Origin of the sequence: Microcoleus asticus IPMA8 (genome assembly GCF_013179805.1) — a bacterium.
Lineage (GTDB): Bacteria > Cyanobacteriota > Cyanobacteriia > Cyanobacteriales > Microcoleaceae > Microcoleus > Microcoleus asticus.
The window spans coordinates 1-23,217 of record NZ_SRRZ01000044.1 but is presented as its reverse complement, the minus strand read 5'-3'; the positions used below and the strand labels follow the sequence as shown (position 1 = coordinate 23,217).

At 45.3% G+C, this 23,217-nt stretch carries 25 protein-coding genes and 1 pseudogene; 8 read left to right on the top strand and 18 right to left on the bottom strand.

The window, feature by feature from the left end; translation table 11 throughout:
* Nucleotides 1–43: 43 nt before the first annotated feature.
* Together E5S67_RS13625 and E5S67_RS13620 are read right to left on the bottom strand one after the other, a co-directional pair.
* Nucleotides 44–1,687, bottom strand: a complete 1,644-nt coding sequence (locus E5S67_RS13625; protein ID WP_172188007.1) for an HlyD family efflux transporter periplasmic adaptor subunit — start codon at nucleotides 1,685–1,687, stop codon at nucleotides 44–46.
* Nucleotides 1,688–1,758: 71 nt separating this feature from the next.
* Entirely contained in the window at nucleotides 1,759–2,496 is a 738-nt protein-coding gene (locus E5S67_RS13620; protein WP_172188005.1) for a phycocyanobilin:ferredoxin oxidoreductase, read from the bottom strand.
* 128 nt (nucleotides 2,497–2,624) lie between these two features.
* On the opposite strand from E5S67_RS13620, the gene tatA reads away from it, so the two are divergent.
* Nucleotides 2,625–2,822 (top strand): twin-arginine translocase TatA/TatE family subunit, encoded by a 198-nt coding sequence (gene tatA, locus E5S67_RS13615; RefSeq protein ID WP_172188003.1) that lies wholly within the window; start codon nucleotides 2,625–2,627, stop codon nucleotides 2,820–2,822.
* Nucleotides 2,823–3,290: 468 nt separating this feature from the next.
* On the opposite strand, the gene panB is transcribed toward tatA, so the two are convergent.
* The 7 genes from panB to E5S67_RS13580 all read right to left on the bottom strand — a co-directional run bounded on the left by panB (nucleotide 3,291) and on the right by E5S67_RS13580 (nucleotide 11,459).
* On the bottom strand, nucleotides 3,291–4,067 hold the full coding sequence (gene panB / locus E5S67_RS13610; RefSeq protein ID WP_172188001.1) for a 3-methyl-2-oxobutanoate hydroxymethyltransferase: 777 nt from the start codon (nucleotides 4,065–4,067) through the stop codon (nucleotides 3,291–3,293).
* A 155-nt stretch (nucleotides 4,068–4,222) separates the two neighbouring features.
* Nucleotides 4,223–4,639, bottom strand: coding sequence for an aspartyl protease family protein (locus E5S67_RS13605; RefSeq protein ID WP_172187999.1), 417 nt, complete (start codon nucleotides 4,637–4,639; stop codon nucleotides 4,223–4,225).
* A gap of 119 nt (nucleotides 4,640–4,758) precedes the next feature.
* Nucleotides 4,759–6,684 carry a tetratricopeptide repeat protein gene (locus E5S67_RS13600; protein WP_172187997.1) on the bottom strand — a complete coding sequence of 642 codons (1,926 nt, stop codon included), beginning with the start codon at nucleotides 6,682–6,684 and terminating at the stop codon, nucleotides 4,759–4,761.
* Nucleotides 6,685–6,892: 208 nt separating this feature from the next.
* A complete protein-coding gene (locus E5S67_RS13595) occupies nucleotides 6,893–8,185 on the bottom strand; it encodes an ATP-binding protein (RefSeq protein WP_172187995.1) in 1,293 nt (430 codons plus the stop codon).
* 141 nt (nucleotides 8,186–8,326) lie between these two features.
* Nucleotides 8,327–9,157, bottom strand: a complete 831-nt coding sequence (locus E5S67_RS13590) for a hypothetical protein (protein WP_172187994.1) — start codon at nucleotides 9,155–9,157, stop codon at nucleotides 8,327–8,329.
* Between the two features lie 45 nt (nucleotides 9,158–9,202).
* A complete protein-coding gene (locus tag E5S67_RS13585; protein WP_172187993.1) occupies nucleotides 9,203–9,637 on the bottom strand; it encodes a hypothetical protein in 435 nt (144 codons plus the stop codon).
* Between the two features lie 64 nt (nucleotides 9,638–9,701).
* Nucleotides 9,702–11,459: a protein kinase domain-containing protein gene (locus tag E5S67_RS13580; protein ID WP_172187992.1), complete on the bottom strand. Its 1,758-nt coding sequence runs from the start codon at nucleotides 11,457–11,459 to the stop codon at nucleotides 9,702–9,704.
* Nucleotides 11,460–12,092: 633 nt separating this feature from the next.
* Between E5S67_RS13580 and E5S67_RS13575 the strand changes: the two genes are divergently transcribed.
* The 3 genes from E5S67_RS13575 to E5S67_RS13565 all read left to right on the top strand — a co-directional run bounded on the left by E5S67_RS13575 (nucleotide 12,093) and on the right by E5S67_RS13565 (nucleotide 14,452).
* A complete protein-coding gene (locus E5S67_RS13575) occupies nucleotides 12,093–13,523 on the top strand; it encodes a form I ribulose bisphosphate carboxylase large subunit (RefSeq protein ID WP_172187991.1) in 1,431 nt (476 codons plus the stop codon).
* A 137-nt stretch (nucleotides 13,524–13,660) separates the two neighbouring features.
* Nucleotides 13,661–14,071 (top strand): RuBisCO chaperone RbcX, encoded by a 411-nt coding sequence (gene rcbX, locus E5S67_RS13570; protein ID WP_172187990.1) that lies wholly within the window; start codon nucleotides 13,661–13,663, stop codon nucleotides 14,069–14,071.
* Between the two features lie 45 nt (nucleotides 14,072–14,116).
* Nucleotides 14,117–14,452 carry a ribulose bisphosphate carboxylase small subunit gene (locus E5S67_RS13565; RefSeq protein WP_172187989.1) on the top strand — a complete coding sequence of 112 codons (336 nt, stop codon included), beginning with the start codon at nucleotides 14,117–14,119 and terminating at the stop codon, nucleotides 14,450–14,452.
* A 122-nt stretch (nucleotides 14,453–14,574) separates the two neighbouring features.
* On the opposite strand, the gene E5S67_RS13560 is transcribed toward E5S67_RS13565, so the two are convergent.
* The 3 genes from E5S67_RS13560 to E5S67_RS13550 form a co-directional block, all read right to left on the bottom strand.
* Nucleotides 14,575–15,213: a restriction endonuclease subunit R gene (locus E5S67_RS13560; protein WP_172187988.1), complete on the bottom strand. Its 639-nt coding sequence runs from the start codon at nucleotides 15,211–15,213 to the stop codon at nucleotides 14,575–14,577.
* A gap of 169 nt (nucleotides 15,214–15,382) precedes the next feature.
* The gene (locus E5S67_RS13555; RefSeq protein WP_172187987.1) at nucleotides 15,383–15,616 is read right to left on the bottom strand and encodes a hypothetical protein; all 234 of its coding nucleotides are present in this window, start codon (nucleotides 15,614–15,616) and stop codon (nucleotides 15,383–15,385) included.
* A gap of 10 nt (nucleotides 15,617–15,626) precedes the next feature.
* On the bottom strand, nucleotides 15,627–16,850 hold the full coding sequence (locus E5S67_RS13550) for a hypothetical protein (RefSeq protein WP_172187986.1): 1,224 nt from the start codon (nucleotides 16,848–16,850) through the stop codon (nucleotides 15,627–15,629).
* 254 nt (nucleotides 16,851–17,104) lie between these two features.
* On the opposite strand from E5S67_RS13550, the gene E5S67_RS13545 reads away from it, so the two are divergent.
* Nucleotides 17,105–17,374 (top strand): hypothetical protein, encoded by a 270-nt coding sequence (locus E5S67_RS13545; protein WP_172187985.1) that lies wholly within the window; start codon nucleotides 17,105–17,107, stop codon nucleotides 17,372–17,374.
* A gap of 106 nt (nucleotides 17,375–17,480) precedes the next feature.
* Here the strand turns inward: E5S67_RS13545 and E5S67_RS13540 are convergent, their stop codons facing one another.
* Nucleotides 17,481–17,855 carry a hypothetical protein gene (locus E5S67_RS13540; protein WP_172187984.1) on the bottom strand — a complete coding sequence of 125 codons (375 nt, stop codon included), beginning with the start codon at nucleotides 17,853–17,855 and terminating at the stop codon, nucleotides 17,481–17,483.
* Between the two features lie 261 nt (nucleotides 17,856–18,116).
* Here E5S67_RS13540 and E5S67_RS13535 point away from each other — a divergent pair, with 261 nt between their 5' ends.
* Nucleotides 18,117–18,710 (top strand): Uma2 family endonuclease, encoded by a 594-nt coding sequence (locus E5S67_RS13535; RefSeq protein ID WP_172187983.1) that lies wholly within the window; start codon nucleotides 18,117–18,119, stop codon nucleotides 18,708–18,710.
* 7 nt (nucleotides 18,711–18,717) lie between these two features.
* Here E5S67_RS13535 and ruvC read toward each other — a convergent pair whose 3' ends face one another.
* From ruvC to E5S67_RS13515, 4 genes are all read right to left on the bottom strand, one after another.
* Nucleotides 18,718–19,251 (bottom strand): crossover junction endodeoxyribonuclease RuvC, encoded by a 534-nt coding sequence (gene ruvC / locus E5S67_RS13530; RefSeq protein ID WP_172187982.1) that lies wholly within the window; start codon nucleotides 19,249–19,251, stop codon nucleotides 18,718–18,720.
* Between the two features lie 90 nt (nucleotides 19,252–19,341).
* Nucleotides 19,342–20,457 carry a magnesium chelatase ATPase subunit I gene (gene bchI, locus E5S67_RS13525; RefSeq protein WP_339382863.1) on the bottom strand — a complete coding sequence of 372 codons (1,116 nt, stop codon included), beginning with the start codon at nucleotides 20,455–20,457 and terminating at the stop codon, nucleotides 19,342–19,344.
* Nucleotides 20,458–20,583: 126 nt separating this feature from the next.
* Nucleotides 20,584–20,862 (bottom strand): DUF4926 domain-containing protein, encoded by a 279-nt coding sequence (locus tag E5S67_RS13520; protein ID WP_246276776.1) that lies wholly within the window; start codon nucleotides 20,860–20,862, stop codon nucleotides 20,584–20,586.
* A 10-nt stretch (nucleotides 20,863–20,872) separates the two neighbouring features.
* Nucleotides 20,873–21,196, bottom strand: a complete 324-nt coding sequence (locus E5S67_RS13515) for a DUF2442 domain-containing protein (RefSeq protein WP_172187981.1) — start codon at nucleotides 21,194–21,196, stop codon at nucleotides 20,873–20,875.
* 76 nt (nucleotides 21,197–21,272) lie between these two features.
* Between E5S67_RS13515 and tnpC the strand changes: the two genes are divergently transcribed.
* On the top strand, nucleotides 21,273–22,652 hold the full coding sequence (tnpC, locus tag E5S67_RS13510) for an IS66 family transposase (protein WP_172187980.1): 1,380 nt from the start codon (nucleotides 21,273–21,275) through the stop codon (nucleotides 22,650–22,652).
* 10 nt (nucleotides 22,653–22,662) lie between these two features.
* Here tnpC and E5S67_RS34740 read toward each other — a convergent pair whose 3' ends face one another.
* Nucleotides 22,663–22,785: a DUF4160 domain-containing protein gene (locus E5S67_RS34740; protein WP_422614746.1), complete on the bottom strand. Its 123-nt coding sequence runs from the start codon at nucleotides 22,783–22,785 to the stop codon at nucleotides 22,663–22,665.
* 186 nt (nucleotides 22,786–22,971) lie between these two features.
* On the opposite strand from E5S67_RS34740, the pseudogene E5S67_RS13500 reads away from it, so the two are divergent.
* Nucleotides 22,972–23,217: pseudogene (locus E5S67_RS13500) on the top strand (ISAzo13 family transposase); the annotation flags it as partial.

Below are 23,217 nucleotides of genomic sequence, written 5' to 3'. Positions count from 1 at the left end.
CGGTTTCTTGAGTCCCCATGCGTAAGTCCTGTAAACGTAAAATTTAGATATTTATTTTAACTTCAACCTGTAAGTTTGTTAGGGCTGCAACTTTCTTGCTCGATTCGGGATCGAGGCGAATTCTTACTTCGACCACTCTAGCATCGGTGTCGGCTGCGGGGTCTGTATTGAGGACATCTTTTTTGCCGATTTGTTTGCCGATGCGATCGACTGTGCCTTCCAAAGTGCCTCCAAATACCGGGCTGCTGACGGTAGCGCGCTGGCCGTTTCGCACTTTGGCGATGTCGGTTTCGTAAATTTCTGCTATGACGTACATTTGATCGGTGCCGCCTAGTTCTACGATGCCGTCTTGAGTGTTGACACGTTCTCCTTGTCGGCTGTGAACTTTGAGGATGGAGCCGGATACGGGTGCTTTGACGTAGCTTAAGTTTAAGTCTACTTGAGCTTTTTGTTTGGTGGCGATCGCACTTTCAATGGCGGCTTGGGCAGCTTGCACGTCTTCGGAACGGACTTCGGCAATTTGGTCGAGATTTGCTTTGGCTTGATTGATTTGTTCTTGGCCGGTTTCTGCTTTTTGTTTGAGTATTGCTTCGGCTTGATTGATTTGTTCTCTACCAGTTTCTATCTTTTGATTTAAAGTAGCTCTAGCTTGGTTAATTTCCTGCCTGCCGGTTTCTAACTTGCGTCGGAGATTGGCTCGGGATTGATTGATTTCCTGCTTGCCTGTTTCTACTGTTTGTTTGACTGTCGCTTTTGTTTCGACTATTTGCTCTTGCAGTGTTTGCACTGTTTTTTCTAATACAGCTTGAGCTTCTTTGACTTTGTGGCGAGCCGTATCTACTACTAAGCGTTTGGTGTCGTAGGCGGAAGCAGAAATTGCGCCTGTTTCTGAGAGTTCTTTATTGCGTCGTTCCTCGGCTTCGGCGTTCGTCAATTCGGCTTTTAGTCGCTCGACTGTAGCGTTTTGAGAGGCAATTTCGCCGCGCAATTGAGCTTCTAACCTAGCCAATTTGGATTGCTGCACCTCTGTTTCTCTTTCTAGTTGTGCCTCAAATTTGGCAAGATTAGCTTGTTCGGCTTCGGTTTCTCTTTGCAGCGCGGCCTCGAATTTGGCGACGTTAGCTTGTTCGGCTTCGGTTTCTCTCCGCAGTTGAGCTTCTAATCGGGCGATATTGGCTGATTCGCCTTCGGTTTCTCTTTGCACTTGTGCTTCAAACTTGGCAACTTCTGCTTTTTGAGCGCCGACAACGCCGGTTTTCGCGCCTGCTTGAATTTTCGCTAATTCTGCTTGTTTGACTTTGATTTCTTTGTCGGCTTGTTGGAGGATTGCTTGGAGCCGATCGCGCGTATCGAGAACTGCTATGATTTGTCCTTGAATAACTCGATCGCCCTCTTCCACCTGCAAGAGTTCAATTCTTGCTCCCTCCGACGCCGAAGGGGCCGACAATTTGATAACTTCCCCCTGCGGAGTCAACCTACCCAAAGCTGTGACGCTGGTGGGGGTGGCTGCGGGAGTTGCAGCAGCCGTTGCAGCCGCTGCCTTTAACTCTTCGGCTTTTCTAATTTGAGATACTTGCCAAAAACCGACTCCTGTGGTAACGATAGTGGCAGCGATCGCTAAACCGATGACTCCTCGCCCTGGGGGTTTTAAAAATGATTTATCCTTGACCCGTGATTCCTTTCCCATGACTTATAAAGTAGGTGATTTCCTCATTAAGTTTTGCCCACCTACTATGAAGTAGTGTAAACCAAATTCAGCTATTTAGGAAAATCAAACAGCACCTCAGTCATGTAATGTTCGGCCCAATCTTGACCGAAAGCTTTTTCGAGTACGCGGCGGGTTTTGTCGTTTTGCTGCTGCTGGCTGCAGTAGTAAATATGAGCGTCGAGAATTTTCGATTCTTCGGCGGCAGAGACAGGTTCAGAGGCGACTGCCTGCTGGCAGTGAATTTCCACGTAGGATTCAACTATGTCCAGAAATCTGTTTTCTTCTTCCATCGACTCTGGCCGCACAAACAGACAAAATTCTGAGAAAATATCCCCCCATTCTGGAATTTGGCGGGGAGAAGAAAATTGATTGACCGGCAAAATTTCCAGTTGAGTTCGGTAGGTTTCCGACAAAGTTCGCTCTCGATTGAGGGGAGAAAGGTCTGCGATCGCGGCGCTAACTTGGCCTTTGCCTGCTACTATATCCGTACCGAACATCGGCAAAGCATAATTCGGTCTGGGAAACATCACGCAGTGCAGTATGTCAAGTACCGGCCCGACTTTAGCGAGTTCGAGGTGTATTTTGCGGAACTGGGGCGTTTGATAGCAGCGGTTTTCAATGATCAGTTTTTCTCCTTCCAAGCGCCCTTCTACGTATCCCAACTCAGCGGGCAGGTGGTAGGGTTCCAGGTCTAGATAGCGGTGCCATACTGCTTCCATCCGGTCTGCTAAATTGCGGATGAGGTAGTGCTGTTGTTCGCGGAGGGAAGGCTGGGATATTTCTAACATTCCTATTTATCGGGGGATAGCTTAATAAAACTTGATTCTACTGTTGCAGGATGCAGGAAAAAAGGTAGATACTTTAACAATATCAGTAGATTGACTTACGATCGAGCAAGTTTTACAGGAGATTTTGTATGTTTGGTCTGGGATTGCCCGAAATGGGCATTATTGCGGTAGTCGCTATTCTAATTTTTGGCCCCAAGAAAATTCCTGAGTTGGGAAATGCTTTGGGCAAAACGCTGCGGAGTTTCAAGGAAGGGGTAGGTCTAGGTGATGATGAATCGGTTCCGAAGGAGAAGGAGAATGAGGAAGAGGGTCAGCCGAAGATGTAAATTAGGTTTGTAGTGAGGAACTTATACCGAATCCGGGTTAGAAATCCGCGCTCTGACTCAGCGGTTGAAATTGATCGTACACAAACTTTCGCCCCTCTCTTGGAGACTAACAAATAAAGGGGGTATTTAAGCCAGATTTGGTATGAAGTCTGCGGTTGAAACCGCTCCTCAACAAAGTTTCGTTCCTCTCTAAAAGATTAAGAAATAAGGCGTGTTTAAGCCCATTTTGGTATTAAGTGTGCGGTTGAAACGCTCCTCAACAAATTTTCTTTCCTTTCCAATAGGCTAAGAAAGAAAGGGGTATTTAAGCCACATTTAATATTAAGCTGTACAGGAATTAATTTTGACTATTTTATTTCTTGAAACTATCGTGTGGGGGCAGTAAAACGCGCCCCAAAAGTTAAAGATAAATGCCGCAACAGCTTAGTTTGAGCGAGTTTTATGAGGGCTGAAGCCCACACTACGAATTTATTCTATAAATTTTTGTTCTCTAACTTCGAGGGAATAATCTTTGACAGCTTGGGTAATCGTTTCTCGCAAATTGGCGTAAGCTTTCGCAAAAGGCGGCTGTTTTTCAGAAAGTCCCAACAAATCGGAAGTAACTAAAACTTGACCGTCGCAGTGCGGCCCGGCCCCGATACCAATGGTAGGTATAGTTAATTTTTGGGTAATTTGAGCCGCTAAGTCTGAGGGAATGTGTTCTAAGACGATCGCAAAAGCACCAGCTTCTTGAAGCGCGATCGACTCTGCTATGATGCGATCGGCTGCTTGGGCAGTTTTTCCTTGTTTTTTATAACCGAGTTGGTGTACCGACTGCGGAGTTAAACCGACGTGTCCCATCACCGGAATTCCGGCGGATGTCAGTTGCGAAACTGTGGCGGCCATTGCTGGATATCCACCTTCTAATTTTACAGCTTGAGCGCCTGTTTCTTTCAAAACTCTCCCGGCCGAGTGCATGGCTTGCTGCGGACTTTCTTGGTATGTCAAAAACGGCAAATCGACAACAATTAATGCTTGTTCAACTCCACGGCGCACAGCTTTAGCGTGGTGCAGCATTTCATCGAGAGTTAGCGGTAGCGTAGTTTCGTAGCCTAAGACTGTCATGGCGAGGGAATCGCCGACTAGGATGATATCTACGCCTGCTCGATCGATGAGTTGGGCGATCGCATAATCATAACCTGTCAGGGCAACAATTGACCGCCCTTGTTGTTTCCACTGAATTAATTGATGAGTAGTGACTGACATTTTAGTGCAAAAATATAATATTATTTCTGGATATTACTTATAATATCAAATCCGGGTTCCATACTCGTCGATCATTCGGAGCTTGAAATCGCTTCTTGTCAAACCAAGTCCGAGCAGAGGGGGACTAAGAGTAAGAGGCGAAAATTATCGGGATTTTATACCCGAATATAACTTTGGCTTCCCTCTGCTGGCAAAACAATCAACCGCTGATTTTTCAAGTCTGGTTCTAAACCCAAATCTTCGAGGGGAATTAAGCCGAGTAAAGGTTCTTCTCCTGCGGGAATTTCTACACAATCATACCTGCCTTCCCGGCCAGCTACGGCAAGAGTGACATCTTTGAACAGACGAAATTTTCGGGTTCCTATTGCCGTATGTCCGTCGATTTCACCTAGCATTGGCAAACCCAACTGACTGATAATATCTGCTGGTAAGCAGAGTCGAGTTGCGCCTGTATCGACTAAGACGTTATCGATGGTGATAGAGCGTATTTGCTCTGCGGAGATGAACCCTCTTTCTCCCAGAATTTCATCGATGTGATTGGTGACGGTTATTGTTGCGGTGACTCTGCCCATTTTTTTGTCCTTTTGTTTTGCTATAGAATGTTTACGTTACTTTTCGACTAAATAATCTATAATTTAGGCTGCATATTGTACATTTTAACAATATTTGTAACTAAGAGCGATATTTTTATTTATTCCTGAATTTCTGCTAATAACTGTTCCCCGAAAGGATGTTTTTGCAATTGATCAAATGTCAAATGTCCTTGACTGATTCCTTCCCGCCACAACCCAACATAATTTTTCCACACAACCTGAATGTTGGGGTGGTTTGCGGGCAACTTGCTGCGAAGAATTTCCACAGCTTGCAAACACAGCGGTTCTGCTACCGAGTACCTGCCTTGGTAATAATAAAGTAAAGCTAAATTGCTGAGGTGAGTGGCTAAACTGGGATGGTCTTCGGGGAGCGAGCGCCTGTCTATTTCTAATGCTTGCAAATACAGCGGTTCCGCTTCCGAGTACCTTCCTTGGGATTGATAAAGTAAAGCTAAATTGTTGAGGCGAGTGGCTAAACTGGGATGGTCTTCTGGGAGCGTTCGCCTGCCTATTTCTAATGCTTGCAAATACAGCGGTTGCGCTTCCGAGTATCTGCCTTGGGATTCATAAAGTCCGGCTAAATTGCTGAGGCGAGTGGCTAAACTGGGATGGTCTTCTGGGAGCGTTCGCCTGCCTATTTCCACTGCTTGCAAATACAGCGGTTCCGCTTCCGAGTACCTTCCTTGGGAACGATAAAGTTCGGCTAAATTGTTGAGGTGAATGGCTAAACCGGGATGGTCTTCTGGGAGGGTTCGCCTGTCTATTTCTAATGCTTGCAAATACAGCGTTTCTGCTTCCGAGTAGCGACCTTGGGATTGATAAAGTCCGGCTAAATTGTTGAGGCTAGTGGCTAAACTGGGATGGTCTTCTGGGAGCGAGCGCCTGTCTATTTCTAATGCTTGCAAATACAGCGGTTCCGCTTCCGAGTACCTTCCTTGGGATTGATAAAGTCCGGCTAAATTGTTAATATTAGTTGCTAAGCAGGGATGGTCTTCTGGGAGGGAGCGCCTGTCTATTTCCGCTGCTTGCAAATACAGCGGTTCTGCTTCCGAATACCTGCCTTGGGAACGATAAAGTTCAGCTAAATTGTTGAGGTGAATGGCTAAACCCGGATGGTCTTCTGGGAGCAAGCGCCTGTCTATTTCTACTGCTTGCAAGTACAGCGGTTCCGCTTCCGAATACCTGCCTTGGAAATAATAAAGTGCGGCGAGGTAATTTAAACTACTTGATAATGCCCGTTCCACATCTAACTCTTGTTGAAGGGCGATCGCCTTTTTAAAATAGTCGATCGCCAATTCATACTCTTGCTGAAAATTTTCGCACTCTCCCGACTGTATCCTTCTGTCATAAATCTTCCCCATACTCGCATAAAGACTTGCCAAACTGGGGTCTTGGAGTCCTTTTTTCTGTTCGGTTCGCGCGATTAAATCCTGCAAATCTTCCAGCGGAATCAAACTCGGCGGTTCGCGATCGTCCTCTTCAACTATGGCTCGAAACGGTTCAAATTCTGTTTTGGGAACAGCCGCAGTTTTTTTCGTATCAAACCGAAATACACCTTTCCGCCAACTCCAAAAATCAGGAGACTCATTGCTAATCAGAATTTCAATTTGTCGCGTCACCCACAAGACAATCGAAAACGGAAACTCCCGCAATGCTTCCCGCGTCCATTGCAAATAACCAAAAAACACTTGTTGTTCCGATCGACTTTCGCCAAATTGTTTAAAAAACCGCAGTTTTTCCACACCCGTCACGGTGATCACGGCTTTTCCCCGCTGCTGCAAATATGCTTCTTGTTCGACTAAATTGGCGATCGCCGATCGCAAACTCGGTTCACCCCTCGCCAATTCTACGCGATAGCGGCGGATATCCGGTTCGAGTTGTGCTTCATAATCGGAAATCAGGCGATCGCGACAGTCGCTATCATCGCAAACTGCGATTAGCAAGTTGAGAATATCTTTACCCGCTTCAATTGACACGAGTAAATCTTCATAATTATCTTGGTTTTGACTGTTGAGATTCGACATAATTGTTTGTCATTTGTATCGAAGTCTCGATCCCCCTAAATCCCCCTTAATAAGGGGGACTTTGAGAATACTCTTCTCCCCCCCTTATTAAGGGGGGTTAGGGGGGATCGACTTTGGACTCAGACATTACCTTAGTCCCCCTTTGCGGAGACTTCGTTTGTGTAGAAGCGGTTTCAACCGCCCTTTCAACCGCCGACTATAAAAGAAATTATTCACGCGGAAAATCATCTCGCTGCTTTAACAATTCTAGCACGATCGGGTGAATGTCGTACCACAAAACACCATTGCGATACTCCAAAACATACAACCCGTGCAGCAAGTCCAAAAACCCTTGTGCTTTCGGGTCAGCAGGTTTAAAATCTCTGTAAGTTGCAATCAACATCTCATAATCAGTCGTTCCCAAACGGGTATCGAAATCGATCCGCAATTTATTAATCGCTTCCTCAAACACCTCAGCATTAATTTTAACTGCTGCTTCTGGATTCCGCCGCACCAACCGCAAACAAATGCGGCAGCATTCGTTAGCAATTCTAATCAATTCTCGCAATACTCCACCGCTGTATGCGACAACGCGCTCGAGTGTTTCCGGTTCGATCAATTCGCTTCCCAAACGTTTAGCTAAAATCTCTTTCAATCTCGCCGCCGGTTCCGCCATTGCAACAGCATCAGCATTCCGGCTTTCGCCGCGTTTAAACAGCTTTGTGACTGGCATGAACACGATTTGATCGTTAGTTTCCGTTTCCACGGTAGCGGCTAAAGAGACATCTCGCAGCGCGGAAATAGGAGTTGTTAAAATCATCCTAAAATTCGGCAAAAACAGCGCTTTGATATGTTCTTGATAAACTTGGCGGACGACACCTAAATCCAACTTGTCCAGGTCATCAATCACTACAATTACGTCTTTTTTCGCGCCTTCTTGAACTACGGCAGCAATCTCGTTAATTGTCGCCACCAAATCAGAAACTTTGCGAATAAATTCTTGTTTGATTTCTTCACGAATCGTTGCATCAGCTTTTAACTTGCCTGTAATCATCTTAAACAAGTCAAACCCCACCGATCCGCTGGCGCCCAATTCGTCAATTGTTGTTTTAGTTTTAGTGGCAAACCACTTCTCAAATGAGTCTTTAGTGGATTTTTTGATGGGAATTTGCTGTTTTTCGGCTGCATCCATCAACTGAACAGCGATCGCAAACAAAATATTGATATGATTAACATCCGACATTTCAATCAAGTCGGAAATTGAGAAAAAGACGGTAAAATAGCGATCGTCCATCTGGCGGCAAAACTCCGCCAACAGTGTAGACTTGCCGCAACCGCGATGTCCGCTAAAAATAATTTTCCCCCTACCGGAAGGGTCATCTTCGACTAATTGCTCTAATTGTTCGAGGACTTCCGTCCCGTATTCTACTCGGAAGTTTTTCACTTCTTTCGGAGTTATCAGCGGCGATAACTCCATATTTGCATAGGCTGTCCGAAAAGATTCTAGTAATATTTTTGACATGGCACTCTGAGGCTATTATTTAATGTTATGGATGATTATAAGCTTTCTAGCACCTAAATTGTAGATTTTTGGGCAGGTAAGATGCCAACCCTACAAGAGTTTTTTTGTCTCCGTAGATATCCCGGATTTTTTACCGATCGGTCATTTGGGTGCTGTCCCCGATCGAACTGGCGATCGCAAATCTTGCGTCAAATTCCAACATCCATTGCGATGCTCAAAAATATAAGCACCGGGTTCTCCATAAGTGCGGATCAGATCGCCATTGTTATCTTCTGCTTCCATATCTATACCAAACTCGGCTTTCACATAATCTACGCGGAATGTTTGGCGATCGATTTTTTTGACATTTATCTTCAGTTTATTGTTCAGTTGCTCGCGGAGGCTAAGTTTTTTTGTGGAAGAGTCCACATAGATGTACGAATAGTCGATTAAGCCAATTCTAAAATCATCGTAGTTTTGCTTACCGATGACCTTTAAAAGCTTGCTGGGATTTTGATAATCTCGGATTTGGATATCCGACCAAGTATAGGTATTGCGTATCTCTTTGTTTTGATAGTCGTAGCCTCTAACAAAGTCCCCGAAAAAGCTTCGGTATTCCTCTAGCGAACACGATACAGGCGCCGATTTTCTCGGACTCTCGATTTGCGAGACTTTGACATTTGCGATCGAATGTCGATCGGCTCTAACATCGTTTTGGTTTGTCCAAAAGTCAGGGATCGCATTGTGGCGTTGCAAAATTGCGGGATGATTTTGATTGTTTTGTGGGATGGGCGTCCCGCCTGTCCGCTGTATTTTCAAAGCAGGCGGGACGCCTACCCCACAAGAATCACCCTCAAATTTTGCAACGCCTGCATTCGATATTGCTACAGATTCCTGTGCTGTTTTGGCAGGATTTGAAGCTTTCGTAGAAGAGCCGGCACAGACTCCAATTAATGCTAGCAGCAACAGAGCCATCATCTTTCTGTAATTCATGCAGATTTGTCCTCCATCAATGCTTCAATGTGATGCGATCGAATCTCACAGTCCACAATTAGAAATAAACATCTCGCGTCGAATTGCTAACCATTCATTGCTGCTGGCTTTATCACCTATACTAATTTGCTGCCCTGTCGTTTGAGGATGACGGCTATAAAAAATTATATCTGCAAGGCGATCGTAGGTTTGCTCGTATGTTTCGCCGTTAATTACTGTGAATTCCCATCCTATATCTCCTGGTTCGGGCCTATTGCAGACTTCTTGTGCGGGCTTAACTCGCGGATCGATTTCTGCGCGTAATCTCTGCCATTCATTGATATAGTTGCGATCGCCAGCTTGCAGTTTGCGATTGTTGAGTTCAGGATTAACCTTGTAGAACAAGAAATCCGTTAATCTATCAACGGTTCGATCGCGCGATTCGGCTTTGGCTAGATTAGCCCCACCGAGCACAAGGGCGATCGCCAGAGTACAAACCATTGAAAATCTTGAGACTGGTTTAATTGACAGCGACTTGATTTGCATACTGATTTGGTATTTATTTTTACCGCCAACCCAACCACCTTAACAGCGGCACAATTAAATAATGACTCACTCCCAAACAAAGCCCGATCGCACTTCCCAACAAACCAAAAAATACAATTGAACCCCAAATTTGCAGCCAGCCTAATGTAGCGTTAGACAGTGACAAAATCCCCAAGAAACTCCCCGGAAAAATGTTCCAAGCATTCAGAAACAGAAACATTCCCGTAGAGAAAACAGCCACTACCAAAGCGTGAACTAATTGATGGCTGCGCAAACCCATTCCCACAGTCAGAGAGGCGATCGCAAAAGCTCCCAAAATAACCCCCTGCACGCCGCTAGAAGCTGTTGCTTCCATCCAGCACAAACCCGCCAACAAATAGCCCTGAGCTCCCATCAATCCAGACAGCCAATACTGTTTTTGCTGGCGAAAACTCCCCGCATCCGTCAAACCGATCGCAGTTCCCAACCCCGCAAACCCAAACAGCAGCACTTCGGGCCCGACAGCGAAAGTCATATTAGGAATTAATTGGTGCAAACCTTCATTCAGAAAACTGGCAATTTGCGGGCCTAGAGGCGAAGCATAGCCCAAAACCAAACCGCCGATCGCCCCCGCACTTCCACCAACGCCACCGAGCACCATTTCCCAGCCGGTATCCAGAGAAGCTACCACCATTTGGGCGATCGCGCCGAACAGCAAAACCGTCAAACTTGCCGTTTTTTGCGCCCCCGCCACCACTACTTGCCGGCAGAATTCTAAAATAGCTTGACCCGCAGGGGCGATCGCGATTTTGCCCTTACTCCTAGCATAAATCTCCTGCAAACGCGCCCTAACATCGCCAGCCGTCGCCGGACGCTGCTGTACGTTCGATCGCACCATATCGTCCAACAAATTCGCCAAAGCCGGACTCACAGATACAATGTGGCGCCACCGCAACTCTCCCGTCATCGGATCTTCAATTTCCGCCGGATACTTCCCCGTCAGCAAATGAATGCAAGTCCGCCCCAGCGCATAAAAATCCGTCGCCGGCACGACACCGCCTCCCACAATTTGTTCCGGGGGACTGTACCCGGGCGAAATCAACCGCGTCGAACTCGGAGAATCTTTCCCCACCCGTTCGACACCGCCCATTTGTTTAACTCCCCCAAAGTCGATCGCCACCAATTGCAGTCCGCCCAAACCCTTGTTAAGCAAAACTTGGGGCGATTCCGGGTCTCTCAGCATCAAATTTGAGGGTTTAATGTCGCGGTGAATAATTTGACACCTGTGCAATTCCTCTAAAATTTCCACAGCTTGACTCAGCCAACTAAACACCCATTCCTGCGGGCAGCCCTGAGGGTGTTCGTCGAGAACCTCTTCTAAAGTTTTGCCGTGAATCTTTTCCATTACCAAACAAGGCAGCCGCTTCGCAGCAGGATTTTCCTCGCCGCCTGCAAAATTTTGGGTTTGGACGTGAAAATAACCGTCAGGATCGACTCTAGGGACGCCAGGGTGCCGCAAAAGTGCCAAAACCCAAGCTTCTTGCTCGAACAGTTTCAGCGCTTTCGGGGCAGTTTCGAGCAACACTTTCAGGACGCGCTCGGTTTGAGTTTCTGTGTCCCAAACTGTGAAAATCGCTGCAAAACCCCCGGAACCGAGGCCTTGTAGAGGCACGTAGCGATTTTTTAGCCGCAGCGGTGCCCCGCAACTATGACAAAAATTGTTGCCCCAAGTCTGAGGGTAGGGTCTTGGGCAATCTGGATTGATGCAGTGGACGGCTTTTGAAGGGGGGTGAGGCACAACCAGAGTAAAAATGGGGCTAAATATCCATAGTAGACTTACGCGCTGCTAAGGCAGAAACCAGGTTTTCAGCGAGGTTAAATTGCTGTAACGACGGATTTGGTTTGAGAAACAAGCTTGCTGCACAAGTCCTGTCCATATTATGTGCTATGCTGTCGATTTTTGAGTTGGCGGTCTGAGAGTCACGGGATTTTAGATTTGAGATTTGAGATTTTAAATTGCTACATACTAAATTGTAGTTGAGATCGATCGGGCGATCGATCTCAACTGCCAACCACAGCTTTAGGTATTTCTAACTAATTTCCGCTGACTCATTACCCATTACCAATTCTGATTTTTAAGTATTAAATTCTTTACATAAACAGTATTTATCCGCTGTTCGGCTCGCTGCACAATATATTTCGATCGAGCGAAATTCCTCTTCCGGCTCTGCGATCCCCAGCCTTTCCTCCTGCATCCTTGGTCGCTTACATTCTATAAGATATGTTACAAATATTTTCCTAATGTAAAGCAAAATAAATAATACTTATGATGATTAAAAGAATATTAAAATTCCAGAGCGCCAGTTTATTGATATATTTTTAACAGCCTGCGATCGGGCAAAAAAATTAAGCGAATACTAGGAAGCGAGATATGGCTTACGCGCAAACCCAAACTCAATCAAAGGCTGGGTATAAAGCCGGAGTTCAAGACTATAAACTAACGTATTACACGCCGGACTACACGCCGAAAGATACAGATATTTTGGCTGCTTTCCGCGTCACACCGCAGCCGGGAGTTCCCCCAGAAGAAGCTGGAGCTGCTGTGGCTGCTGAATCTTCTACAGGTACATGGACGACTGTTTGGACTGACCTCCTGACCGACCTCGACCGCTACAAAGGTCGCTGCTACGACATCGAGCCAGTTCCCGGCGAAGACAACCAATACATCTGCTTCATTGCTTATCCTTTGGATTTGTTTGAAGAAGGTTCCGTCACAAACTTGCTGACCTCTTTGGTCGGTAACGTTTTCGGTTTCAAAGCCCTGCGCGCTCTGCGGTTGGAAGATTTGCGGGTACCCATTGCTTACCTGAAAACCTTCCAAGGCCCTCCTCACGGTATTACCGTTGAGCGGGACAAATTGAACAAGTACGGCCGTCCTTTGCTGGGCTGTACAATTAAGCCCAAATTGGGTCTGTCTGCTAAGAACTACGGCCGTGCCGTTTACGAAGTTCTGCGCGGCGGTTTGGACTTCACCAAAGACGACGAAAACATCAACTCGCAACCGTTCATGCGCTGGCGCGATCGTTTCTTGTTCGTTCAAGAAGCTATTGAAAAAGCTCAAGCAGAAACCGGCGAAGTCAAGGGTCACTACCTCAACGTAACTGCCCCCACCTGCGAAGAAATGATGGAGCGGGCTGAGTTCGCTAAGGAAATCAAAACCCCCATCATCATGCACGACTACCTGACCGGTGGTTTCACTGCAAACACCACCTTGGCCAAATGGTGCCGCCGCAACGGTATCTTGCTGCACATTCACCGCGCCATGCACGCCGTGATTGACCGTCAGAAAAACCACGGTATCCACTTCCGCGTGCTTGCCAAGTGCTTGCGGATGTCCGGCGGCGACCACCTGCACTCCGGTACAGTTGTGGGCAAACTCGAAGGCGAAAAAGGCATCACGATGGGCTTCGTAGACTTGATGCGCGAAGACCACATCGAAGAAGACCGCAGCCGCGGTATTTACTTCACCCAAGATTGGGCCTCCATGCCCGGTGTCATGCCGGTTGCTTCTGGTGGTATCCACATCTGGCATATGCCAGCCTTGGTTGAAATCTTCGGCGACGACTCCTGCTTGCAGTTCGGCGGCGGCACCTTGGGCCACCCTTGGGGCAACGCACCTGGTGCAACTGCTAACCGCGTGGCTTTGGAAGCTTGCGTCCAAGCTCGTAACGAAGGCCGCAACTTGATGCGCGAAGGCGGCGACGTGATCCGCGAAGCTTGTAAGTGGAGCCCCGAACTGGCTGTTGCTTGCGAACTCTGGAAAGAAATTAAGTTTGAGTTCGAGGCAATGGATACTGTTTGATGATTTTGGGTTTGAGATTTTAGGTTTTAGGTCGCAAACTTGCTGGGAAGTCTTTATCTTTGAAGAAGATTTACCAGTAAGTTTGCATCCAAAATCTAAAATCCAAAATCTAAAATTTGAGGGAGCTGGGGTCAAAAATGGATCTCAAACAAGTTGCGAAAGACACCGCTAAGGTGCTGGCAAGTTACCTAACCTATCAATCCGTGCGGATGGTGGTCGCTCAGTTGAGCGAAACCAATCCTCCTCTGGCAATCTGGTTGAACGACTTTTCCACTAAGGCCAAAATCCAAGATGGAGAAGCTTACATTCAAGAGTTGCTGAGGGAAAATCAAGATTTAGGATTTCGGATCATGACTGTGCGAGAGTATCTGGCTCACGATGTGACAGAATATTTGCCAGAAATGGTTTCTACTGGCATTCAACAGGCGAATATGGAACACAGACGCCAGCATTTAGAGCGAACTACGCAACTTAATTGGTCTGTTTCTAGCAGTAATCCTGAAACATCAATAGATTCTGAACCGAATCTGGATAATTTGTCGAGTTAATCGATCGACAAGTGCGATCGAACACACACCTTAGAGATACAAAAAATGAAGACTTTACCTAAAGAGCGTCGTTACGAAACTCTGTCCTATTTGCCCCCGCTGAATGACGCCCAAATTGCCAAGCAACTCCAGTACATCCTGGATCAAGGCTACATTCCCGGCGTAGAATTCAACGAAACCTCTGCTGCTGAAATGCGCTACTGGACTTTGTGGAAGTTGCCTTTGTTTGGTGCTCGCAGCGTCAAAGAAATCATGTCTGAAATTCAAGCTTGCCGCCAAGAAAATCCGACGTGCTACATCCGCGTCATGGGTTTTGACAACGTGAAGCAGTGCCAAGTGCTGAGCTTCATCGTCCACAAGCCTAACACCAGAGGCTACTAAAAAGTATTGGCTGGCTAATCTAAATTTTAGGTTAACAGTCATTGCAGATTAGAGGCGGGGAATTTTCCCTGCCTCTTTTTTTATGTTTGTACTAAGGACTTTAATCCTTCTTCTTCCTTCTGCTATAGCTTACAAATAGCTTTTAAAACTTGCAGCAACAAAATTGAAGGTTCAGGCTCCATCAAAGTCAGAAAGGGCATTAGGTGATAGGTTGGGGGATTTCCTCTGCGGATATTGACAAACTGATAAAACTCTCCGCTAGTTGCCAATCCCCAAACAGACTCTTGATCTTCTAAACTTTTAGAGGCGTAAGTTAGAAGTTGGGGCAAACCAGCGCGGGGAGCAATTAGACTATTTTTAGATTCTATTACTAAAATCCAAAATGGTATATCAGCGGCAATTTGTTTCTCTTTATTGATTGCTAAAATGTCAAATCTGCCTGTAATCGTTGTGTCTTCATCTTCTATAGTTATGTTAGCGATGTCTTGTTCTAGACTCATCTTGATTGGGCGGTAGAAGCCAGCCAATCGCATTAAGGGAAACGTAGTTAAAGCCTGTACCAGTCCTTCAGAGACTCTTTCCACTGAGAGGTATTCGCGAAAATCTTTGCGGATTTGGGCGAGATCTAACTGTTCTATCTCTGTTAAGGATTCTAAGGATAAAAAATTTGTGTACGTGTCATTATTAAGCTGCTCTTGGAATTTCAAAAATTGACTTACTTCACCGAGCGTTATATTTTTGGCGTTAATAGTTGTTGTCATATTTTGATAGGTATTTAAGTTTTAGTTATAATTATAACATAGAGATTGTGACAGTCAATTTGTACCATTCTTAGGAACAGGCAAGATGCCTGTTCCACGACATATTAAATTTTTTGTGGGGCGGGCATCTTGCCCGCCCATGGAAGTGACAAATGGGATAAATGCGAACCTAATCTATCCTTTCCATCACAATCCCATCAACTACTTCATAACCCCAATTAAAATGTCGATTGGCCAACTGCTGGGCCATGTCATATTCGCCAAAATTGCAGAGTTCAACTAACATTTGATATGCTTCATCTCTTTCTCGCTGCAACCTTTCCCCCCGCAGTTTTTCTCTCTCTTCCTCAGAAGGGTTGGATCGCTCTTCCCCCAGCGGATTGATCTCGCTAATTCGTTTCATATCAGCCTCATTAAAAAGGGATAGATTCTACGATTTCACCGTCAACTATTTCGTAGCCCCAGTCCGGGTTTGCAGCGATTTGTTTTTCAACTATACTTCGGCCGAGAGGAGTTTGGTAAGCTTTTTGCAAAGAGGAAATACTGGGAATTTCGGCGGGAGTTGGCGATGCTGTTTCAGCAAGTTTCGGCAGTGCTGGAATCTGGTCAGATGTAGATTGATTGAGGGCTAATTGCGGCGCGATCGCCCCTAATTTCCGCATCACGCTATCTTTGGTGATTTGCGGTTTTTCGTTGAAGGAAGAGGGCAAATATGGGGTGTCAACACCTTGGCTTTTGGCTTTGAGTGCATCATCAGCAATACGATCGCACTTTCGCAAAAATCCCTCCCACAAATCTTTCCCCAAAACCGGGTTTCTCAAGTCAGCACGAGCTCTGGAGACTGCTGCTTCTAACGGTTCTCCTTTGTGGACGTAATACTGAATTCGCTCCTCTTCAAAGGCCGGATAAGGCACTTCCGGCTCGATTTCCCAATCTCGCTTAACTTTCTGACTTTCTCCTAAAGGGATTCCGGCGACAAATTCCTCCCAAAAATTCGAGGTTAAGCCTTTTGTCATACCGTCAATAATTTTAAATGCCCATCCCGAAGGATGACCGAATCCTAAGCTGTGTTCTTTTGCGTATTCTTCTAAAGCTCGCTGAAAGTTGTGCAGTTGTTCTTGGGAGTTCCAAGGGCCGCTAAATCGGTAATTTGGGGTGACAGCAACCGCTATTTGCTGGCGGGGTTGCCCGAAATATTTGTCGGTTTTAACTGTATGATTTGGGGGTGATGTTTCGGGGAATATTTCTACAGAGTGATTGTTGTTTTCGCGGGTTGTATGTGTTATCATATCCGCAGCATTAATTGTCCCGAAGTTATTTAGTTTTTCCTCGAAAGCGTCAATGTCCGCCCAGAGTTCTAGGGTTTCCGTGTTGGGATTTGGTAGTTTTTCTTTCAGGAGCGATCGCACTTTGAGTTGCTGTCTCGCTAATTTCTGTTCTTCCTGATTTAAACCCGTGGCTTTTTCTATTTCACTGCTGTTAGTTTTCACCCATTCGCCGGAGTAAGAATGTTGTGCTTGCCATTGCAATAATTGGCACAGAAAAATACTGGCTGTGACTCCGCCGGTGATGTTGGCTAGTTTGGGATAGTAGATAGCGGGATTTCCTAGATTGCCTAAAAATATTCCTATTTTCATTTTGTATATTCTTAATTCCCTTGAATCGTAGGGTGTTTATGGGCGCACCTTACCTTCAATCCTAGCGTGCGCCTAGGCCCACCTTACCTCGACTAAACTAGCATGGATAAACTTAAGATTTTCTTTAAGCTTCTGTCTATTCCCGACTGAATGGAGTTTCTAGAGGAAAGATGGGGATCGCATATTCGATCGCCTGATTGACAGGACTGAGTTAAACGTAATAATAAATTATTTACTGTACAGATCCTCCCAAAATGAATCCAGAACGCCAAGAGGCTTATTTGAACTTAATCGAGCGAGTGCTTACCTGTCCCAACGGCCAAGAACCAGAGGTTTTGAGTTCCTGTTCCGATTTAATTGATGCGGGATTTGTGCAAATGCTAATCCAGATATCGGCTTCAATGGCCCGCGAAGGTGACGAAGATACTGCTAATTTTTTAGTGCAACTTGCTCGTTTGCTGGGGAAATCTTTGGGTTTGTCGCCGGATTTGGTGCCGGCGGGGTACAGCAGTGCACAGGGGTAGACAAGAATGGCGATCGCCTGGTTGTATCGTGTTTTGAGAAATGAGGGCGATTTCTTACCCTTGGGGATAGCTTCGCCTCACCTACTTTTTAAATGTAGCGATGGCTTTACAGTTGATATTCTAGAGGCTCGCAAAAATCATTCACCCCAGTTTTAAATACATAAATAATCACCGAAGTCACCAAAATCTCCGGGCAAGTTTTTGCTGCCACTAAATCTCTAAATGCTGCATTCAATTGTCCGTTTGTCAACTCTTCTTTAACCTCTGATTTGCAGATAGCAACGCGGCATCTTTTTGCCAACCCGTCTAACCAATTTTCTGATATATTCGGTTCTTGTCCGGCTTGAATTGCTAGAGATATCGCTGCATCTTCGATGTTACCTTCGCAATCTTCGATTTCATCGAGGGCTTTTAGGGCTGCGGGATATTCTGCTAATTGCGAGCGAAATTGGGCAATTTGTTGTGAGGTAATAATCACCATATTATTTTCCTGTTTTCTCTGCTTGCGGGACAATTTTAGCAATTAAAGGTGATATTATAGCATTTTTTTGATTTACGTGGGAATTGGGCGATCGAACTTAATTACCTTTTCCACGGATTTTTTGCACTTCGTAATAGTCGAGCTGGGGCTTGAACCCCGTATTAAAGCTTAAGTTAGAGCTATGAGGAGGGAGATTATAATTGACAAAAAGCGGCGCTAAAATAGGTTAGTATAACTCATATTTCTAGGGAGTTAGGAAAAATGACAACCGTTACTTTAAACTTAGATACTGTCGAACTAACAGACGAACAGTTTTACCGTTTATGCCAGATGAATCGAGATTGGCAATTTGAACGGACTGCTAAAGGAGAAATCATTATTATGTCACCAGTAGGCGGAGTTAGCGGCAATCGAGAAGCCGATTTAATTACAGATTTGGGCTTGTGGAACCGTCAAACCCAGCTAGGGAGAGTGTTTAGTTCTTCTACAATTTTTCGCTTGCCTAATAATGGCGATCGCTCTCCAGACGCAGCTTGGGTTAGCTTAGAAAGATGGTCTGTTTTAACAGCAGAAGAACAAGAGAAATTTCCGCCAATTTGTCCTGATTTTGTCATAGAATTGCGTGAAGCGAAGCTATCCCGAAGGGAATCGCGCACAGACCCCCTGCGGCCGCTTCAGGAGAAAATGCAGGAATATCTAAACAGCGGCTTGCGCTTGGGTTGGCTGATTAATCCACAAGACCAACAAGTAGAAATTTATCGCCATTCTCGCGAAGTAGAGATTGTACAATTTCCTGTGAGTTTATCGGGAGAAGATGTCTTGCCCGGATTTGTGCTTAATTTGCCGATGATTTGATATTGCCTCAAATTTTTCCTGTTTCCAACTGTATTTTCTTCGGACAAATATCATCATCGTACCAACCAGTCAAAGCCACCGCCAAAGCATCCGCCGCATCGTCGGGTTTCGGAATGTAACCCAACTCCAACTCCCGCGCCACCGCCTCTTGCACTTCCGATTTATCCGCATTACCGCGGCCGGTCAAAGCTTGCTTAATTTGAGCCGGCGTAAACTCGAACAGCGGCACTCCACACTGCGCCAATACTAGCGTCAAAACGCCCCGCGCTTGGGCTACAAGTATGGTATTTCCCATCTTGTAAAAAAACAGTTTTTCGGCAATTGCTAGATCGGGTTTAATCTGTTCAATTACCTCGTGCAAATCGTCGTAAATTGTTTTCAACCGCTGTCCCATTTCCTGTTTTGGCGTTGTTTGTATGACGCCGCAATCAATCAGGGAAACGCTGTTTTTATCTTGTTTGCCGGGGACAATTTGACAGGAAATTGCCCCGTAGCCAAGATTTGCTAAACCCGGATCTAATCCTAAAATTCGTTTTTCCATTGCAGAAATTAGTAATTGGAAATGGGAAATGAGGTATTAAAAATTTGGGAAATGTTTCATCACCACCAATTACCAATTACCAATTACCAATTACCCCTCAGTTGCTTCTAGGCCGAATACCCGATCGAACACTTTTGTCACTTTATAGCCTGAATCTATTGATTCTAGCGGGTCTTTCCGCAATCGGTGCCGCAAACACAGAGTCATCACCCGGCGAATATCGTCCACAGTCACCTCTGTGCGGCATTCCAAAGCCGTGAAAGCTTTCGCCGCGCGGTTTGTGACCAAATCGCCCCGCAGTCCGTCTACGTCCAATTCAGCGCAAACTTGGGAGATTTTTACTCGCAAATCTCGATCGATAGTTACCGATTTCAACCTTTCCTGAGCTTCCACCAACTTCTGCTGCATATCATCTTGTTCGTGTTGATATTTCGCGAGAAACTCCGGTGGATTTTGGTCAAAACTCGATCGCTGTTCGACAATTTCCACTCTTAAATTCGGGTCTTTTACAGTCCGAATTTCTGCGTGCATCCCGAATCTGTCGAGCAACTGCGGCCGCAATTCTCCTTCTTCTGGATTCCCGGAACCGATTAAAATAAACTTAGCCGGGTGGCGGATCGAAATGCCTTCTCTTTCAACAGTATTCCAACCGCTGGCGGCGGAGTCGAGCAAAACATCGACTAAATGATCGTCGAGCAAATTGACTTCATCAACGTAAAGAATGCCGCGGTTAGCTTTAGCTAAAAGCCCTGGTTCAAAAGCTTTAACACCTTCCGACAAAGCTTTCTCAATGTCGATCGTACCGCAAACTCGGTCTTCGGTAGCGCCCAAAGGTAAATCTACCATTTGAACTTTCTTGCGGGCGATTTTAAGGTCAGTTTGAGATAAAGTGCGATCGCGCACCTCATCGCTCATCAAATCCGGATCGGTGGGATGACTGTTAAAAGGATCGTCAGCCACCACCTCAATTTCCGGCAGCAAATCAGTGAGGGCGCGGATTGTGGTAGATTTACCAGTACCTCGATCGCCCATAATCATCACCCCGCCAATTTTGGGATCGATGACATTCAACAGCAGCGCCAGTTTCATCTCCTCCTGGCCAACAATCGCAGTGAAGGGAAAAACAGCGCGGCGGGCTGCGGTAGCGGTAACGGTTGGTAGAGCGCCCGCATTTAGGGTATTGCTGACTTCGGCAGTAGGACTCACAGGATAACTCAAAATATAATAATTGCTTGTTTATTGTGACATACAAGCGGACAACAATCGATCGGCAGCCTTGAAATCCAAGTACAGAGTTTGTCTGATTCCTCTCAAAACCCCGCCAAAAACAGACTATTTCTGAGACACAGAACGCGCAAACTGTAAAATTTGTTGCTGGCGTTCATCAGACAAACGTTCAACCATCGCAGCTAATAGCTCAGATACAGACAACCAACGCCTTTCTTTCGACTTCCAAACAACTAAAAAATGCTCGGTAGACAGAGTACACAAAGCTATCGTTTCGCCACAGCGATCGCTAAATTCTACCTCGTAATTTCCATCATCATAACAATCTACAATTGCCCCTCTAACACCCCGGTGTAAATTAGATTCAGGTAATGTTACTAACAATTAGACTGCATCAAATAATTCTGGCAGGATCGTGCTTACCTCCGAACGAATTATGAATAGATTCAATGTATTGCTCAATTTCCTCATCCGTGCAACTGACTCCATTCTGCCAAAGTTCATATTCACTGATATCGATATCTTCATTCCAAACCAGTGCATAACCACCAGGTTCAATTTTATAATTCCTGAAAAAGCCAGGATTGCTTAACATCGCAAACATCGGATTGTCTAATAACTTAGAGATGTTATATTTCTTAATTTCAAGATTGGCAAACTTGACAATCAAGGTGTTATCGTCAATAGCTTTAGCAGAAACAATGCGCTCAGGTTTCATAAAACAATCACAGTTATTTTATTTGTAATTGCTCAACCCCCTTGACAAGAAGACGAGATAGACATTAGATCAAGAAATGGAAAAACTCCCCGACTTAAAGCAACTATCGAACGAGGCGAAAGAAGCCTTGATAGTAGAGCTATGGCAAGAAATCCAAAAACTCACCGCCGCTTTAGCCACTACAGGGGAAGCAAAACCAAATAAAGTTCCCACCAAAACCAGCAAAAATTCTAGCACTCCGCCGTCGAAGGGATTCAAAGCCAATATTAAGCCATCGAAAATTGAGGGGGTAAAAAGAGCCGGGAGCGTAGGAAGAGCAGGAGGGGGAAGAGAACTACATCCTGAACCCGACCAAACAATCATCGCCCAACTCAAAAATTGCCCCCAGTGTGGAGAGAAAGTCACCACTGCTGCCCAAAAATTGCAATCTGTCTACGAAAACATCGAACTACCCCCAATTCACCCCATCGTCACCCGAATCGAACGTTATGGTGGTCAGTGTGCCTGCTGTCAGACCGAATATGTTGCACCTGTACCATTGGGGATGGAACCAGGTTCACCGTTTGGCAGTTCAATTCAAAGCTTAGTAACATATCTGCGTTACACTCATGCCATCAGCTATGAACGGCTGTCGTCCATATTGGCATCTGTATTTGGACTCAAGATATCAGAAGGAGCAATCGCCAACCTATTAGAGAAAGTCAAAACGAGTTTAGATGACCAAGTAACTCAAATACTCCATCGGTTGCGGCGGGCAAAATTAATTTGTTCAGATGAAACGAGTGCGAGAGTTAACGGACAAAATCAGTGGGAGTGGGTGTTTCAGAACCAGGATGTTTGTTTACACGTTATCCGCCCGAGTCGAGGGACTGGGGTAATTAACGAAGTTCTAGCAGAACACCGTCCTGATATCTGGGTGTCAGATTTATTTAGCGCTCAAAAAAATCACCCAGCCCCACAATGGCAAGTGTGTTTGGCCCATCAACTGCGGGATTGCCAATATGCGATCGATGCAGGGGACAGAATTTTTGCCCCAGCGATGAAGAGGTTATTATTAAGGGCTTTTATCATCCATCGACGACGAGAAAAAATCGACGATGCCAGACTCAATCGATATCGAGAAAATTTACAGGAAAGATTAACCGGGATTTTGAATTTAGCGCCACACCATCCGGATGGTATGCGGTTACGAAAACGCTATAGTGGGCTAATTGACAATTTATTTCTATTTCTGGAAGATGCGACAATTCCACCCACGAATAATAGTAGTGAACAGGCGATTCGGATGAGTGTAATATTCCGCCGTGTGACTAATGGCTTCCGTTCGGAATGGGGGCGAGATTTGTTTGCTGCTGTTCGTTCAATTGTTAATACTGGCAAGCGTCAGGGCTTGACTGCTTATCAATCTATTCAACAAGCTCTCTCTACTGATCGCTCCCTTTTTCGCCCTAGTTGAGCAATTACTTTTATTTTAATGGCGGAAGTTTACTAAACTCTTGACTATTCCACATATCCAGCAGTTCTTTCTGGTACAAGGTAGCCCATTCTATTACCAGCTTTTGAGCCCGATTCGGTAAATCTCCTTCAATAATTTCTAAAGATTAAATGCAGATCAAAGGAATGAAAATTTAATAACATCAGCGATGTATAATAAATAAATGAGTGAATATGAATAGGTTTATGTTGCGGTAGAGATGTCAAATATTATACCTACTTGGTTCTTCTTATGTCGCCCAGGATTTTTTGATTTAAATCATTTGTTACTAACTTAATTTATGTGTTACTCAGACGAAATTACGGATTTAATGCGAAAACATCATCAGTCTTTATCTGAAAAAGAGCAAAGAAAATATGCAGCGATAGAAGCCGTAAAACTTGGTCGTGGTGGAATTATTTACATAGCCCGAGTTTTGGGAGTAGACAGGAATACAATAGCCAAGGGTATTAAGGAATTAAAAACTGAATCAGACACTACTTTTAATCAACAGAGAATTCGCCGACGTGGAGGAGGAAGAAAAACG